This window comes from Rheinheimera oceanensis, assembly GCF_018831085.1.
In the GTDB taxonomy this organism is placed as follows: Bacteria; Pseudomonadota; Gammaproteobacteria; order Enterobacterales; family Alteromonadaceae; genus Alishewanella; species Alishewanella oceanensis.
The window spans coordinates 700791-716046 of sequence record NZ_JAGPNM010000002.1 but is presented as its reverse complement, the minus strand read 5'-3'; the positions used below and the strand labels follow the sequence as shown (position 1 = coordinate 716046).

Below are 15256 nucleotides of genomic sequence, written 5' to 3'. Positions count from 1 at the left end.
AATCAGCTAGTCAGAGCCTGATTAATTGCTGTCAAATCTTGCTCAGACAAGCTACCGGCAGCTTGTTTTAATTGCAGCATAGTAACGATATAAGCATAGCGTGCACTGGATAAATTACGGCGCGCTTCAAACAGGTTACGGGTGCTTTGTAGTACGTCAACAATGGTACGTGTACCTACTTCAAAACCTGCTTCAGTGGCATTTAATGCACTTTCAGCAGATACTACAGCCTGCTCTAATGCCCGGATGGAGGAGATCTGCGCATTTACACCGTTAAATGATACCCGAACCTGACGAATTACCGCGCGGTGATTCAGCTCAAGTGTCTGGCCAACTTCAACATAATTAGCTTTCGCCACTTCTACCCCAGCCGACACCCCACCGCCACTGTAAATGGGAACATTTAGATCGATTCCTACAGCGCTGCTGTCTCCGCGATCAAAACCTGAGGTTTTAGATGTTCCCATTCTGGCGGTTAAATCCAGCGTTGGGTAGTGGCCTGAACGCGCCAGGTCAATATCCTTATCGGCAATATCCAGTAGCACACGCTGACTTTTCAGTACCAGGTTATAATCTTGTGCCTGTTTAACCCAATCCTGTACTGATGCAGGAGACGGAGAGCCTGGGGCAAATTTGTCGGTGTTTAGCTGGGATAAATTGTCATGGTACTGGCCGGTAATTTCACGTAAAAACTCACGCGCATTTTCCAGCTCGTTTTCTGCTGCTATTTCACGTGCTACTGCACTGTCATATTGTGCCTGAGCTTCATGCACGTCGGTAATGGCGGTTAAGCCAACAGCAAAACGTTGTTTAGTTTGTTCTAGCTGGCGCTCAATAGCACGCTTTTCTGCCTGCGCAAAACCCAGATCGTCAGAGGCACCTAAAACATTAAAATAAGCATCTGTTACCCGCACAATCAGGTTTTGCATTTCGCTGTCGTACACAGTCTGTACCTGCAAGGCAACCTGTTCAGCCCGGGATAAGCGCTTCCAGTCACCCCAGTTGAACAGCGTTTGCTGTAAAGCCACACTGGCTGATGTGGTGTTAGGGCCATCAAAACTACGACTTGCTTGATCGGTACGACCAAAGCCGGCAGTAGCCGTAACGCTTGGCAGCAAAGCAGCACGTGAGACATCAATGCTTAATGCGGCGGCATCACGGGTGGCTGCGGCACGTAATACAGTGGGGTCTTTCTGTACAGCTAACTGATAAATTTCCTGCAGATCTGCTGCAGTGGCTTGCAGGCTTAGCAAGCCGAAAGTGGAGGCTAACAAGGTGCTTATTAAGGTTTTTTTCATTTTTACCAATCCTGGCCAACTAAAAGGAAATTGCACGAATAATACTCTGTTACTGTAAACTAAGTAATCATTAAACCGTAAAGTTACACGCAAGAGTGTAACAGAATGTGAGTGCCGTTATGTCTAAATTCAACTTTGGCGAGTATCCATCATTTGGCCAGCAGGATCTGGAGATTCTCGACAAAACCACGGTTTTTCAGGGTTTCTTCCGCTTGGAGCGTTATACCTTACGCCACCGGTTGTTTAACGGTAGCTGGAGCGGACCGATTCAGCGCGAAATTTTTGAGCGTGGCCATGCGGTGGTGGTGCTGCCTTACAATGCCCAAACAGATGAGCTGGTGCTGATTGAGCAAATTCGTGCCGGTGCCGCAGCTACCAGCCACAGTCCCTGGTTGCTGGAAGCAGTTGCCGGTATGATTGAACCCGGCGAAAGCGCTGAACAGGTAGCAAAACGTGAAGCCTATGAGGAAGCAGGGTTAACAATCGACGAACTTTGGCCTATGCTTAGCTACTTATCCAGCCCGGGTGGCACTACCGAACGCATTCAGCTGTTTTTAGGCCGGATAACGCAACCGGTGCAAAGCGGTGTATTTGGCCTGGCAGAAGAGCATGAAGATATTAAAGTGCATGTGGTGCCGCGCAACGCTGCAATGCAATTGTTGGCTGAGCAAAAAATTGACAATGCTGCCAGTGTCATTGCCCTGCAATGGCTGGCACTTAATCTGGACAAAGTAAAACAAGCCTGGGGAGGCTAGGGTGTGGTTTAAACGCCAGAAATATGTACCAAAATTACCGGATTTCCTGGCGCTGTGCGAACGTAACTATGCTCAGTTGAACCGCTATCTGGCTGAAGATGCAAAAACAGGCCAGGCTACGGTAATTCAGGTTTCGGATCTGCATTGCTATCGCATTAGTGTTACTGATGTGGCGCGCTTTACTACCACATTACACATTGAGCTGACAGACGAACGTGACGTTTATTTCCGCCCCAGCTTTGTGGTACGGCTGTATCATGACGCCCGGGTTGCCGAAGTGCTGGCCTGCCAGCAGATCAGTGGTTTTAAAGCCCGTTATGACTACCCTAATCTGGACATGCTGTTACCGGATGAGAAACGCCAGATTAACCTGCTGCTACGCGACTGGTTAAAGCTATGTGCCGGCCAGGGTTATATAAACCGCGAGTTAGCGTTCGCCTGATGCAGTACCGCTTTAGCCCTAAACCGGCATACCGTATTGCCCAGCTGAGCGACTGCCATTTGCTGGCCACTTCTAGCGATACTTACCAACAGATACAGCCGGCTGTGCACCTGGCCGCTATTGTCGATACGCTAACAGCAGAGCAACCTGATGCTGTGCTGCTAACCGGTGATGTTACCCAGGATCACAGTGCAGAATCTTACCAACTGCTGGCCCGGTTGCTGGCACCGCTTAGCTGCCCGGTATTTTGTTTGCCCGGTAATCATGATGATATTGCCCGGCTTGAGGTATTATGCCAGCAAGCGCCGTTCCGGCCTGAACGCAGCCTGCAACTGGCGCACTGGCAGTTGCTGCTGCTTGATACCAAGGGGCCGACGCCTGCCGGTGTTTTCCCGCTAGCACAGCAACAATGGCTGGCAGAGCAATGCCGGCAAAGCACTGCGCAGGCACTGTGGCTGTTTTGTCATCATCACCCGCGGCCACTTAATTGCTTTATTGATAAACACGGCCAGTTGGATCAAACCGGGCTGTGGCAGACTATAGCTGCCGAGCCACGTGTTCTTGGTATTGCTCACGGCCATGCGCACTATGCTTATCATCGGCGTGAGCATGATATTGATATTGTTGGCTGCCCGGCCAGCTCAGTGCAGTTTTTGCCAACGCCCGATTGGCAAACCGTCAACGGCGGACCACAGTGGTGTGACTGGTTTTTTTCTGCCACGGGCAAGGTAAGCTGGCAGTTCCGCCAACTTGATTTAACCGCGAAGAAGTAAGAATGAATAAAAAAGTAGTGTATTTACATGGTTTTGCCAGCTCTTCGTTGTCAGACAAAGCGGTGCAGACTAAAACATTTTTTCAGCAATATTACCCGCGTACCGATTTTAGCGCGCTGGATTTGCCCTATGAGCCGACCGCTGCGCTGGCGCTTATTCAGCAACATATAGGCCAGCGGCGTGATGTGGCATTAATTGGCAGCTCGCTGGGGGGCTTTCTGGCTACCTGCATAGCTGAGCAAATTAACTGCCGCGCCTGCCTGATTAACCCGGCGGTGGCACCGCACACTGTATTAAATCAGCATTTGGGTCGCTATTATCATCCGGTACTACAACAGCACTATGATGTAACTGCAGCGCACATGGCTGCATTGCAGCAACTGATGCCTGCGCGGTTACAGCAGCCGCAGAATTACCTGGTGCTGTTGCAAAGCGGTGATGAAGTGTTAGATTACCGCTTAGCGCTTGATTACTATCAGGGTGCAGAAATAAAACTGAGCGAAGGTGGTGATCACAGTTATGTCGGCTATGCCGCGCAGCTTGCGACTATTGCCAATTTTTGCCAACTCGCGTAAAACGCGCTTAATCCTATCAGCCAGTGACCGAGACTATGACATCACAACAGTATAACGCCGATTCGATTGAAGTACTGACCGGGCTTGAACCCGTGCAACGTCGCCCCGGAATGTATACCGACACCACCAGGCCCAATCATCTTGGCCAGGAAGTTATTGATAACAGTGTCGATGAAGCATTAGCAGGCCATGCCGATACCGTGCAGGTGATACTGCATGACGATCAGTCACTGGAAGTAATAGATAATGGCCGAGGTATGCCGGTGGATATTCACCCGGAAGAGGGCGTTACCGGCGTAGAGCTGATTTTTTGCCGCCTGCATGCCGGCGGTAAGTTTTCCAATAAAAACTATCAGTTCTCCGGTGGTTTACACGGTGTGGGTATTTCGGTAGTAAATGCGCTATCCAGCCGGGTTGACGTGACTGTGCGCCGTGACGGTAATATTTATGAAATGGCGTTTGAGCATGGTAACAAGGTGTCTGAGCTAAGCATTACCGGTACAGTCGGCAAGCGCAATACCGGTAGCCGGGTGCGGTTTTGGCCAACAGCATCGTATTTTGACTCGCCAAAGTTTTCTGTCAGCCGCATGCTGCATGTGCTAAAAGCCAAGGCGGTGTTGTGTCCGGGTTTAACCGTGAGCTTTGATGACAAAGTAAACCAGCAGCAATATCAGTGGTGTTATCAGAACGGTATTAAAGATTATCTGGCTGAATCGGTAAAAGATTATATCTGCCTGCCAGAACAGCCGTTTACCGGCAGTTTTAGTGCCAGCACCGAGGCGGTGGAATGGGCGCTGTTGTGGTTGCCTGAAGGCGGCGAGCTGGTAACTGAAAGCTATGTCAACCTTATTCCTACTGCTCAGGGCGGTACCCACGTTAATGGTTTACGCCAGGGCTTGCTTGAGGCGCTGCGCGAGTTTTGCGAGTTTCGTAACCTGTTGCCACGCGGTATTAAGCTGTCGCCGGAAGATATCTGGGATCGCTGCGCTTATATTTTGTCATTGAAAATGCAGGATCCACAATTTGCCGGTCAAACCAAAGAGCGTTTGTCGTCGCGCCAGTCGGTGGCTTTTGTTTCAGGTATTGTTAAAGATGCCTTTAGCTTATGGCTGAACGAACATACTGATATTGCCGAAAGCCTGGCTGATTTTTGTATTAATAATGCGCAAAAGCGGCTGAAAGCGGCAAAAAAGGTTGTGCGTAAAAAAATTACTTCAGGCCCGGCTTTACCTGGCAAGCTGGCAGATTGCTCAGCGCAGGATCTTAACCGCACCGAGTTGTTTCTGGTTGAGGGCGATTCTGCAGGGGGCAGTGCCAAACAGGCCCGGGATCGTCAGTTTCAGGCAGTAATGCCGTTACGCGGTAAAATTCTTAATACTTGGGAAGTAGAATCGGGCCAGATCCTGGCATCGCAGGAAGTACATGATATCTCTGTTGCCATCGGCATGGACCCTGACAGTGCCGATTTAACCGCGTTGCGTTATGGTAAAATTTGCATTTTAGCCGATGCCGACTCTGATGGTTTACACATTGCCACCTTACTATGCGCATTGTTTATGCGCCACTTCAGCAGCCTGGTAGCAGCAGGCCATGTTTATGTTGCCATGCCGCCGCTTTACCGCATTGATATCGGTAAAGATGTGTACTATGCGTTGGATGAAGATGAGAAAAATGGTGTGCTGGACCGGATAGAAGCAGAGAAAAAACGCGGCAAGGTTAATGTGCAGCGCTTTAAAGGTTTGGGTGAAATGAATCCGTTGCAGTTGCGTGAAACCACCATGGACCCCAATACCCGGCGTTTAGTGCAACTTACGGTAGATGATGTAACACAAACGATGGAATTAATGGATATGCTGCTGGCGAAAAAACGCGCCACAGACCGGCGCGACTGGCTGGAATTAAAAGGCGATAAAGCCGCCATTACTGTATAGGCTGCAGTAACAATAATAAGGCGCTATAACGGTGACAAAACACATTACAGTAATACTTCTGGGCAGTGCTCTGTTGTTTAGTCAGGGATTGTATAGTGCACCACTACCTGGCTGGTTGCAGCAGGTGGTTGAACAGAAACGCCAGCAGCCAGAACAGATGCTGGCGCTACTGCAGCAACACCAGGCCGATTTGCCTGGCTTACCTGAGCCGGTGCAGGCGCAGTGGTATGCCGAACAAGCTGCACTGTTTGCCGCACTGGGCCGGCATCAGGAGCAGCAGCAAGCGGCAGAGCAAGGGCTGGCCTTGTTAGGTGAGTTGCAATCATTGTCTAAAGTGGAGCTGTTATATACGCTGGGCTTTGCCAGAGAAATGCAGGCCGACGATACCAGCGCTTTGCAGCATTATGAACAGGGTATAGCACTGGCTACTCTGCTTGATGATGAAAAACTTATCTTGCTCGGCCAGATTAATCAGGCTGCAGTGTTTAGCAACCGGAGCCAGAACCAGCAGGCGCTGGCGTTGTTAAAAGATACCTATCAGCGCGCACAACGGCTGGATGATACCGAGGTGCTGGCCGAAGCTAACGCCGAACTGGGGTTACTTTATGCGTCACTGGCTTACGAGAAAGACGGTATCCCGTTGCTGCAAACCGCGCTGACATTATATGAACAACTGGGCTGGCAGAAAAATCAAATCACCGTATTGTTTAATCTGGCCCGTACCTACGGCTTTTTAGAGCAGTACGAATTATCACTGCAACACTACAATAAAATGCTGCAAAAAAGTCAGCAGTCGCAAGATAAGGTGAATTTGTATCATGCCTATCTTGGTCTGGCGATCACCAGTAGCCAGAGTAACAGCGGTGATGCAGCACTAAGTTATATTGCCAAAGCAGAGGAGTATCTGCCGCAGTTGCAGTCCAAAGCACATATTGCTACTCATTATTACGAAAAAGCGCTTATTTATCAGAAATTAAAACAAAGCTCGCTGGCTATGCAGCAGTTAATCCTGTCTGAGCAAAGCTTAAACAATGATGGGGTTGAAGATGATAGCCCAATCCGGCTTGGTATTATGTATTTAAAAGCCGAGCTACAGGCTGAACAGGGCCAGTTTGACCGGGCTTACCGGCAACTGCATGATTTTGTTTTACTGTTTCAGAATGTGCGTAACAAAGAGAATGAGCTGGCGATAGAGCAAATGCGGCTTAACTTTGATCACGAACAACAACAGCAACGCAACCGCTTGCTGGTGCAGGATAATGAACTAAAAGCGCTGCGGCTAAACCAGGCTGAGCGCGAACGCCAGGTGCAGCTGTTGTGGCTCGGCATTCTGGGCTGTTCAACGTTAATATTACTGATTTTATTGCTGTGGCAACTCACCCGGCATAAAGCGAAAAACCGCTCTGTAGCCGGTAATGCCTCAGAGCAGACAGGATAAGCTATGACAGAAACCGTAATTTCACAAGATGGTGTTGAGCAGTTACCACTGCGTCGTTTTACCGAAGAAGCTTACTTAAATTACTCCATGTACGTTATTATGGACCGTGCCTTACCACATATAGGTGATGGGTTAAAACCGGTACAGCGGCGTATTGTTTATGCCATGTCTGAGCTGGGTTTGTCGCATCTGGCTAAATATAAAAAGTCTGCCCGTACTGTCGGTGACGTACTGGGTAAATTTCATCCACACGGCGACAGTGCCTGCTACGAAGCTATGGTATTGATGGCTCAGCCGTTCTCTTACCGTTATCCGCTGGTTGACGGTCAGGGTAACTGGGGGGCGCCGGACGATCCGAAATCTTTCGCTGCGATGCGTTACACCGAAGCCAAGTTATCGCGCTTCTCCGAAGTGCTGTTGTCTGAGCTTGGCGCCGGTACTACCGACTGGCTACCGAACTTTGACGGCACGCTGGAAGAACCAAAAGTACTGCCGGCACGCCTGCCGCACATATTGCTGAACGGTATTACCGGTATCGCCGTGGGTATGGCGACAGATATACCGCCACACAACGCGCGTGAAATAGCCCATGCCTGTGCTGCTTTGCTGGATAACCCGCACAGCAGCGTAACGGACTTAATGCAATATGTAAAAGGCCCGGACTACCCGACTGATGCTGAAATTATCAGCCCGGCAGCTGATCTTGCTGCCATTTATGAAACCGGCCGTGGCAGTGTAAAAATGCGCGCAGTGTACAGCCAGGAAGACGGTGATATTGTGATCACGGCATTGCCGCATCAAACGTCGGGTTCTAAGGTGCTGGAGCAGATAGCCGCGCAGATGCAGGCAAAAAAACTGCCCATGGTCAGCGACTTACGCGATGAATCGGATCACGAAAATCCAACCCGTATTGTGATAGTGCCGCGTTCTAACCGTATTGATGTTGAACAGTTAATGCAGCATCTGTTTGCTACCACCGACCTGGAAAAAAGCTACCGGGTTAATATTAATATTCTTGGCCTGGACCAACGGCCACGGGTAAAAAACCTGCTGGAAATTCTGACCGAATGGTTAACATTCCGCCGTGACATTGTGCGCCGGCGTTTGCAGCACCGCTTGGATAAAGTGCTGGATCGTATGCACGTACTGGAAGGTTTATTAATTGCCTTTTTAAATATCGACGATGTGATCCGTATTATCCGTACCTTTGACGATCCTAAAGCCGAGTTGATAGCCTTTTTTGGCGTTACAGAACGCCAGGCTGAAGCCATTTTAGAGCTGAAGTTACGCCATTTAGCCAAACTGGAAGAAATGAAGATCCGTGGCGAGCAGGACGAACTGGCCAAAGAGCGGGACAAATTGCAAAGCATTTTAGGCTCAGAGAAAAAGCTGACCAAACTCATTCGTGACGAGCTGTTAGCCGATGCTGAAAAATATGGTGATGAGCGCCGCAGCCCCATAGTTATGCGCGGTGAAGCCAAAGCGTTAAGTGAAAAAGAGCTGCTACCCAGTGAACCGGTTACCGTAGTGTTGTCGGAAAAAGGTTGGGTACGCTGTGCCAAAGGCCATGACGTTGATGGCAATGCCCTGAGTTACAAGGCCGGTGATGCTTTCAAGGCCCTGGCAACAGGGCGGTCAAACCAGATGGCGGTATTTATAGACTCTTCCGGGCGCAGTTTTGCCACTGAAGCGCACGAACTGCCTTCTGCCCGCGGCCAGGGCGAGCCTTTAAGTGGCCGCTTTGCTGTGGTGGCAGGAGAGAGCTTTGATCATGTGTTACTGGGCGATGAAAAACAGGCGTTGTTGTTGGCGTCTGACGCCGGTTATGGTTTTGTTGCCGAATATAGTGATTTACTCAGCCGTAATAAAGCCGGTAAAGCAGTGCTAAGTTTACCGGTGGGGGCTAAAGTACTGCCGCCGTTAGTGGTAAAGCAGCCTGAAACGGATCTGGTGTTGTGTATTTCTAATGAAGGCCGCATGCTGGTATTCCCGGTTGCCGACCTGCCCAAATTAAGTAAAGGTAAAGGCAATAAGCTGATGTCTATACCATCGGCCCGGGCTGCCAGCCGTGAAGAGTACGTTTGTCAGTTGGCGATAGTGCCGGCAGATGGCAGCGTTACCTTAGTGGCGGGTAAGCGTAAATTAGGGCTAAAAGCAGACGATTTAGCGCATTACCATGGTGAACGTGGCCGGCGTGGCAATAAGTTACCACGGGGCTTACAGCGTATTGATGAAGTACTGGTTAACCAGGGAGCCGAAGCCAGCAGTGATCAAACCAGCAGTACCGAGTAAAGCCGCTATACTGGGCGCCTTTTTTACGGCGCCTTTTTTGTGCCGGTGACAACAACTGCCTGTGGCGGTAAAGCGGAGATAGCAGTGATAGCGGTAGTAAGGTTAATTTTATTGGTGCTGTTTTTTATTATCAGCACCCTGGCGGGGTTACTTATTTGTCTGGTGCGGCCATTTCATCCGAATAATGTTTATGTATTTTCCCGTTGGTATGGCTGGATGTCACGTATTTGCGGTATTAGTGTTGAAGTTCGCCGCCATGAAGCTATCGAGCCTGGTAAACCCTATGTTTATATTGCTAACCACCAGAATAACCTCGATTTATTCACTATTAGTAATGGGGTACAACCACGTACAGTCACTATTGGAAAAAAAAGCCTGAAGTACATCCCGTTTTTTGGCCAGTTGTACTGGCTGAGCGGCAATATACTGATAGACCGGCAAAATAAAAGCCGCGCTTTGGGCGCTATGCTGGGCGCAGCCGAGCGTATCAGCCGTGATAGTATCTCGGTATGGATGTTCCCTGAAGGTACGCGCAGTTACGGCCGCGGTTTATTGCCGTTTAAAGCCGGTGCTTTTCACATTGCGCTGGAAGCAAAGGTGCCTCTGGTGCCGGTATGCATGAGCAGCACCCACAGTCAGTTTAAGCTAAACCGCTGGAACAACGGCAAAGTGATTGTAGAGCTGATGGCGCCTCTGGAACTGCCGGCAGAGCAACTTAATATCCGCCAGTTTGCCGAAAATACCCACCAACAGATGCTACAGAAAATCGCTTTACTTGATAGCGAACTGGGCAACGACTACACTGCCAGAAATATTGCAGCTAAAGAGTAATTTTATGGAAAACTGGCAGGAATTTACCGAAGACACCATCGCCGCCTTATTAGAAGATGGCAGCGATCCGGATGCGCTTTACACTATTGAGCATCACTTTTACGACAAAGACTTCGCCAAGCTGGAAAAGCTGGCGGTAGAGCTGTTTAAGCTGGGCTATGAAGTAACTGATGCCGAAGAAGTCGAGTTTGAAGAAGGCGGCAGCGCCTGGGTGTTTGACGCTATTCGTGAACAGCCTCTGGATGCAGATAGCATTGTTGCTGATGCCATTAAATTAGAAGAGCTGGCGCACAAGCATAAAGTTGAGTACGACGGCTGGGGCACCTACTTTGAAGGTGACGAAGACGAACTGGATCTGGACGATGATGAAGAGTAACAGTTAACGCCTGACCAAAAGCCGCTGCCAAGCGGCTTTTTGCATTTGGTTCAGTCAGCGATATATTGGGTCCAGCGTCAGTAATACTCTTGGTAATGCTGCGGCAATATCGCTTTGTACGGTATCTATATTAACAATACGTTTTAACGGCATTGCCAGCGTAAGGCCGGCACAGTAGGCGCTAATCAGCGGATCTGCCGCGCGCTGCCAACTCACCAGATTGATATCGGGGGCAAATATCTGTGGCAATACGTCGGCGCTGTTATCGCTAAGCTGACGCGCCGGAAGATTGTTTAGCGGTTTAAATTCAGAAAACGATAAAGCACTCATGCCGTTTGTTCCTGTGCAAACGGGCTGGGTAGCTGCGGCCATTGTTGCTCACCCAATGCCAACTCGTCAGCGCTTAGCAGACAGGCTTCAAGCTGGGTCAGCATAGCGGTTTTATCCAACTGCTGGCCAATAAACACCAGTTCCTGACGCCGGTCGCCGTAGGGCTCTGTCCAGCTTTGCATAATAGCTTCTTGTAGCTCCGGCTCTTGCGGCCACTGCTCTGCCGGTACGGCCTGCCAGAATAAGCCCGCCATATTATAACGGGCAATGCCACCAGCCTGATGCCACAACCAGGCGTATTGGGGGGTACTGGCCAGCCAAAAGTAACCTTTAGAGCGCAGCAGGCGGCCGCTGGGCCAGTTCTGATGTAAAAAGGCATGAAAGCGCTGTGGGTGAAACGGAGCGCGGGCAGTAAAGGCAAAGCTGCTAATGCCGTATTCTTCGGTTTCCGGTTTGTGCTCGCCGCGTAGCTCCTGCAACCAGCCGGGGGCCTGTTGCGCCTGCTCAAAATTAAACAGTCCGGTATTAAGTATTTGCGCTGGTTCAACCTTGCCCTGCTGCGCCTGAACAATACGGGCGCGGCTGTTTAAACTGCGCAAAATGGCTTTAAGACGTTGTAATTGTAACTCTGTTACCAGATCGGTTTTGCTGATCACTAACACGTCGCAAAATTCGACCTGCTCGATCAGTAAATCAGCTACACTGCGCTCATCGTCTTCGCCCAGGCTTTCGCCGCGCTCGGCTAAATCCTGCGCCGCCTCAAAATCGGCCATAAAGTTAACCGCATCAACCACAGTTACCAGTGTATCCAGCCGGGCAATGTTGGCCAGGCTCTGGCCGTCTTCATGCTCAAAGGTGAAGGTTTCAGCAATCGGCAGTGGCTCAGAAATACCGGTTGATTCGATCAGCAAATAGTCAAAGCGGCCGGCTTTGGCCAGTTTGCCCACTTCTAACAGCAGATCTTCACGCAACGTGCAGCAGATACAGCCGTTGCTCATTTCTACCAGTTTTTCTTCGGCGCGGTTTAAGCTGACATCAGTGTTCAGCTCTCTGGCGTCGATATTCACATCACTCATATCGTTAACAATAACTGCTACGCGCAAGCCGTCACGGTTGTGCAAAATATGATTGAGCAAAGTAGTTTTACCGGCACCGAGAAAGCCGGATAACACGGTAACCGGCAGGCGTTTATCTGTTGTGGGGTTAGCGTGCTGCATGTTCAGCGACCTGTAGGTTATGGAGCAGTTTTCTGTTGTACAAATGGGCGCCAATTAACAGTAAGCCGCCAGTAACCGCCAATGCAGCCTCGGCATCATGACCGGAAAATAGCGAGGCAATTAATAATAAAAAGCCACTAAGCCCGAGTACAAAAGGGGTTTTACGGCGGTGTACACACCAGCCACCGGGCAGACTCCAGGCCAGCATGGCGCTGATGGGCAGTAACATCAGGTAATGAAACCATTCTGAACTAAATACACCCAGCAGCAAGCCCGAGCTGCCCAGCGCCAGTAACAGTGGTGTAGTTATACAGTGCACCACGCACAAACCTGATAAGGCGGCGGCAATAAGATCTTTCATAAGCTTCCTTTGGTAAGTCGCTGGGGCAAAACAACCTTATTTGCCTGTCAGCGTTGCAATAGCGATAAATAATGTTATAACATAACAAAAAGTTGGAAGATGTTATAACATAACAATTAGGCCGTCAAATGCTGCTGCGCTTTGTTGCAGTTGCGATGCGTGTGTATTTATGGGGAATAAGATGTTTAAGAAAACGATAGTGGCCTGTCTGGTAGCTGGTAGCCTGTTATCCGGCCAGGTAAGTGCTGAGTCTATTTCCGGTGTGGTTACCGACAGCACAGGCAAGCCTGTGGCTGGTGCTAAAGTTACGGTGGTGGGTGAAAACCAACATACCATTACTGACGAGGCTGGCCGCTTTAGTGTAAGCCAATTACTAATGCAGGATGCTGAGCTGCATATTGAAGCACCGCGCTATGCTCACCGTAATTTCCATTTCACTGTGCCGCAGCAGGGGCTGAGTAATGTCAGCCTGATGTTGCTTAACAGCACAATAGAAGTGATAGATGTAAAAGCCAGCCCGTTTCATGCATCCGCCACCGAGTCGGCTATACCGGTCAGTGTACTGGCCGGTGATGCACTGAAAATGCGTCAGGCCGGAACCTTGGGCGATACACTTAAAAACGAAGTAGGCGTGCATTCTAATTTTTATGGCGGCGTTGCCAGTAGTCCTATTATCCGCGGTTTGGATGGCCCGCGGGTCTTAATTACCCAAAACGGCTTAGATGCCGGTGATGCATCACGCGTTGGCCCTGACCACAGCGTAGCAAGCGAGGCCAGCACCGCTACCCAGATTGAAGTACTACGTGGCCCGGCTACGCTGTTTTACGGCAGCGGTGCTATTGGCGGCGTGGTTAACGTAGTAGATGAGCGTATTCCTACCAACAATAGCACCCGCGCCGAGTGGATGTTACAGCGTGAATCAGTAAATAATGAAAAGCTGGCCGCAGGTTCACTGGTTACCGGCGTTGACAATATTGGTCTCTATGTTGATGGTTTCTGGCGCGACAGCGACGATTACCGTATTCCGGGCTTTGCTGAAGCACAACCGGATGACGACGCAGTAAAAGGTCGTGTAGCCAGCAGTGCTGCAACCGCTAAAGGTTTTACCCTGGGTGGGAGTTATTTACTCGACAATGGTTATGTGGGGGGGTCTTACGGCCGTTTAGAGCGTGAATATGGTATTCCCGGCCATTCGCATGGTGGCCATGAAGAAGGCGATGACCACGCGGCCGACGAGCAGGTTTATGCTGACTTAACGCAAAACCGTTATCAGTTGCTAAGTGAGCTGAACTTCTCCTCCGGCCTTATCCGTACAGTAAATACCCGGTTGGCGTTTACCGACTATGAGCACAGCGAAATCGAAGGGGGAGCAGTAGGTACTAGGTTTAAAAACCGCAGCCAGGAAGCCCGGTTGGAGCTGTTACACCGGCCTTATCAGGACTGGCGCGGTGGCTTAAGTTTGCATTATAAATTCAGTGATTTTGAAGCTGTGGGCGAAGAAGCGTTTACCCCGCCATCAGAAACGCAAATGCTGGCACTGGGCTGGATGGAAGAGCGGCATTTTGGCCCCTGGTTAGTGCAATTAGGTGCACGGGTAGAGCGGGTAACGATTGACGCTGCCGATGTGTTGCTGCCTGATATTGGCGCCCATAGCCATGATGACGATGGCCACGATCATGACCACGGTGCTGAGTTTATCCGGGTGTTTGATGTCAGCCAGCGTTTTACGCCTTACAGTGTGTCGGCCGGCACAGTGTGGGATTTTACCGAAGGCTATAACCTTGGTTTGTCGGTATCACGTTCACAGCGTGCGCCTGCAGCGTCAGAATTATTATCGTTTGGCGCACATATCGGCACAGCTTCTTATGAAGTTGGAGCCTTGTTTGTGCTGGATGACGATGAGTTTGTGCTGAACACCCAGCCAATTGAAATGGAAGTAGCGAACAACCTGGATATTACGCTGCGTAAATTCAGCGGTAATACCGGTTTTGTATTGAATGCCTTTTACAACCGCATAGACAACTACTATTACCAGAAAAATACCGGCCTGTTTGCCGAATCCGGTCATGATCACGGGGGCCACGACCACGGTGATGATGACCACGGCCATAGCCACGACGCCGAGTTGCCGGTGTATCTGTTTACCACTGCTGATGTCACCTTGCATGGCCTGGAGGCACAGTTTAGCTGGCAGATTAATGATCCGTTCAAACTAACCTTACAGGGCGATTATATCCGGGCCCGGATCCAGGATGGCGGCGATCTGCCGCGCACACCACCACTGCGGCTGGCCGCAGAACTGGCTTACGAGCTGGATGCACTAAGCGCTGATGTACGCGCTACCCGTTATTTTAAACAAGACAAAGTGTCTGAACTGGAGCAAGCCACAGCAGGTTATACGTTGCTCGATGCCAGTGTCAGTTACCGCTTTGATTTGGGGCCCCAGCAGTTAACGGCTTATATCAAAGGCCAGAATCTGACTGACGAAGAAGCTCGGGTACACACCTCATTTTTAAAAGATTTAACCCCTTTACCCGGCCGCTCGGTAGCCGTGGGTATACGCGGTAGTTTTTGATTTTTTGTGCAGCAGGTTAACTCTGGTTCCTGGCCTGTTGCACCTTTTACTTATAACAAGGA

14 protein-coding genes are annotated in these 15256 nt (G+C 50.1%); 10 read left to right on the top strand and 4 right to left on the bottom strand.

Features of this window, described 5'->3' with window-relative positions; genetic code table 11:
* Positions 1-2: 2 nt before the first annotated feature.
* A complete protein-coding gene (gene tolC, locus J3B89_RS07855; protein WP_215396970.1) occupies positions 3-1298 on the bottom strand; it encodes an outer membrane channel protein TolC in 1296 nt (431 codons plus the stop codon).
* A gap of 119 nt (positions 1299-1417) precedes the next feature.
* Here tolC and nudF point away from each other — a divergent pair, with 119 nt between their 5' ends.
* Genes nudF through rraB form a run of 9 tightly spaced genes read left to right on the top strand, consistent with a single transcriptional unit; the run spans position 1418 to position 10711 of the window.
* Positions 1418-2053, top strand: coding sequence for an ADP-ribose diphosphatase (nudF, locus tag J3B89_RS07850; RefSeq protein ID WP_215396969.1), 636 nt, complete (start codon positions 1418-1420; stop codon positions 2051-2053).
* Between the two features lies 1 nt (position 2054).
* Positions 2055-2495 (top strand): DUF1249 domain-containing protein, encoded by a 441-nt coding sequence (locus J3B89_RS07845; RefSeq protein ID WP_215396968.1) that lies wholly within the window; start codon positions 2055-2057, stop codon positions 2493-2495.
* On the top strand, positions 2495-3268 hold the full coding sequence (locus tag J3B89_RS07840; protein WP_215396966.1) for a metallophosphoesterase family protein: 774 nt from the start codon (positions 2495-2497) through the stop codon (positions 3266-3268). Before J3B89_RS07845 ends, J3B89_RS07840 begins: the two co-directional genes overlap by 1 nt.
* A gap of 2 nt (positions 3269-3270) precedes the next feature.
* A complete protein-coding gene (locus J3B89_RS07835) occupies positions 3271-3843 on the top strand; it encodes a YqiA/YcfP family alpha/beta fold hydrolase (RefSeq protein WP_215396964.1) in 573 nt (190 codons plus the stop codon).
* Positions 3844-3878: 35 nt separating this feature from the next.
* A complete protein-coding gene (parE, locus tag J3B89_RS07830; protein ID WP_215396962.1) occupies positions 3879-5774 on the top strand; it encodes a DNA topoisomerase IV subunit B in 1896 nt (631 codons plus the stop codon).
* A gap of 31 nt (positions 5775-5805) precedes the next feature.
* Positions 5806-7212 (top strand): tetratricopeptide repeat protein, encoded by a 1407-nt coding sequence (locus J3B89_RS07825; RefSeq protein WP_215396961.1) that lies wholly within the window; start codon positions 5806-5808, stop codon positions 7210-7212.
* A gap of 3 nt (positions 7213-7215) precedes the next feature.
* Positions 7216-9504: a DNA topoisomerase IV subunit A gene (gene parC / locus J3B89_RS07820; protein ID WP_215396959.1), complete on the top strand. Its 2289-nt coding sequence runs from the start codon at positions 7216-7218 to the stop codon at positions 9502-9504.
* A 39-nt stretch (positions 9505-9543) separates the two neighbouring features.
* Complete coding sequence (locus J3B89_RS07815; protein ID WP_349814201.1) at positions 9544-10335, top strand: 1-acylglycerol-3-phosphate O-acyltransferase; 792 nt, start codon at positions 9544-9546, stop codon at positions 10333-10335.
* A gap of 4 nt (positions 10336-10339) precedes the next feature.
* Complete coding sequence (gene rraB / locus J3B89_RS07810; RefSeq protein ID WP_215396958.1) at positions 10340-10711, top strand: ribonuclease E inhibitor RraB; 372 nt, start codon at positions 10340-10342, stop codon at positions 10709-10711.
* 54 nt (positions 10712-10765) lie between these two features.
* On the opposite strand, the gene J3B89_RS07805 is transcribed toward rraB, so the two are convergent.
* The 3 genes from J3B89_RS07805 to J3B89_RS07795 are packed head-to-tail and all read right to left on the bottom strand — an operon-like array spanning position 10766 to position 12619.
* Positions 10766-11041: a hypothetical protein gene (locus J3B89_RS07805; RefSeq protein WP_215396957.1), complete on the bottom strand. Its 276-nt coding sequence runs from the start codon at positions 11039-11041 to the stop codon at positions 10766-10768.
* A complete protein-coding gene (zigA, locus tag J3B89_RS07800; protein WP_215396956.1) occupies positions 11038-12258 on the bottom strand; it encodes a zinc metallochaperone GTPase ZigA in 1221 nt (406 codons plus the stop codon). The genes J3B89_RS07805 and zigA overlap by 4 nt, the downstream gene beginning before the upstream one ends.
* Complete coding sequence (locus J3B89_RS07795; RefSeq protein ID WP_215396955.1) at positions 12245-12619, bottom strand: MerC domain-containing protein; 375 nt, start codon at positions 12617-12619, stop codon at positions 12245-12247. The genes zigA and J3B89_RS07795 overlap by 14 nt, the downstream gene beginning before the upstream one ends.
* A gap of 181 nt (positions 12620-12800) precedes the next feature.
* Between J3B89_RS07795 and J3B89_RS07790 the strand changes: the two genes are divergently transcribed.
* Positions 12801-15194, top strand: a complete 2394-nt coding sequence (locus J3B89_RS07790; protein WP_215396953.1) for a TonB-dependent receptor — start codon at positions 12801-12803, stop codon at positions 15192-15194.
* The last annotated feature ends 62 nt before the right edge of the window (positions 15195-15256 follow it).

What these genes read in the sequence shown, in the direction of transcription:
- J3B89_RS07795 (WP_215396955.1), bottom strand. Translation starts at nt 12,619, where the DNA reads ATGAAAGATCTTATTGCCGCCGCCTTATCAGGTTTGTGCGTGGTGCAC.
- J3B89_RS07835 (WP_215396964.1), top strand. Translation starts at nt 3,271, where the DNA reads ATGAATAAAAAAGTAGTGTATTTACATGGTTTTGCCAGCTCTTCGTTG.
- J3B89_RS07790 (WP_215396953.1), top strand. Translation starts at nt 12,801, where the DNA reads ATGTTTAAGAAAACGATAGTGGCCTGTCTGGTAGCTGGTAGCCTGTTA.
- rraB (WP_215396958.1), top strand. Translation starts at nt 10,340, where the DNA reads ATGGAAAACTGGCAGGAATTTACCGAAGACACCATCGCCGCCTTATTA.
- tolC (WP_215396970.1), bottom strand. Translation starts at nt 1,298, where the DNA reads ATGAAAAAAACCTTAATAAGCACCTTGTTAGCCTCCACTTTCGGCTTG.
- nudF (WP_215396969.1), top strand. Translation starts at nt 1,418, where the DNA reads ATGTCTAAATTCAACTTTGGCGAGTATCCATCATTTGGCCAGCAGGAT.
- J3B89_RS07840 (WP_215396966.1), top strand. Translation starts at nt 2,495, where the DNA reads ATGCAGTACCGCTTTAGCCCTAAACCGGCATACCGTATTGCCCAGCTG.
- zigA (WP_215396956.1), bottom strand. Translation starts at nt 12,258, where the DNA reads ATGCAGCACGCTAACCCCACAACAGATAAACGCCTGCCGGTTACCGTG.
- parC (WP_215396959.1), top strand. Translation starts at nt 7,216, where the DNA reads ATGACAGAAACCGTAATTTCACAAGATGGTGTTGAGCAGTTACCACTG.
- parE (WP_215396962.1), top strand. Translation starts at nt 3,879, where the DNA reads ATGACATCACAACAGTATAACGCCGATTCGATTGAAGTACTGACCGGG.
- J3B89_RS07805 (WP_215396957.1), bottom strand. Translation starts at nt 11,041, where the DNA reads ATGAGTGCTTTATCGTTTTCTGAATTTAAACCGCTAAACAATCTTCCG.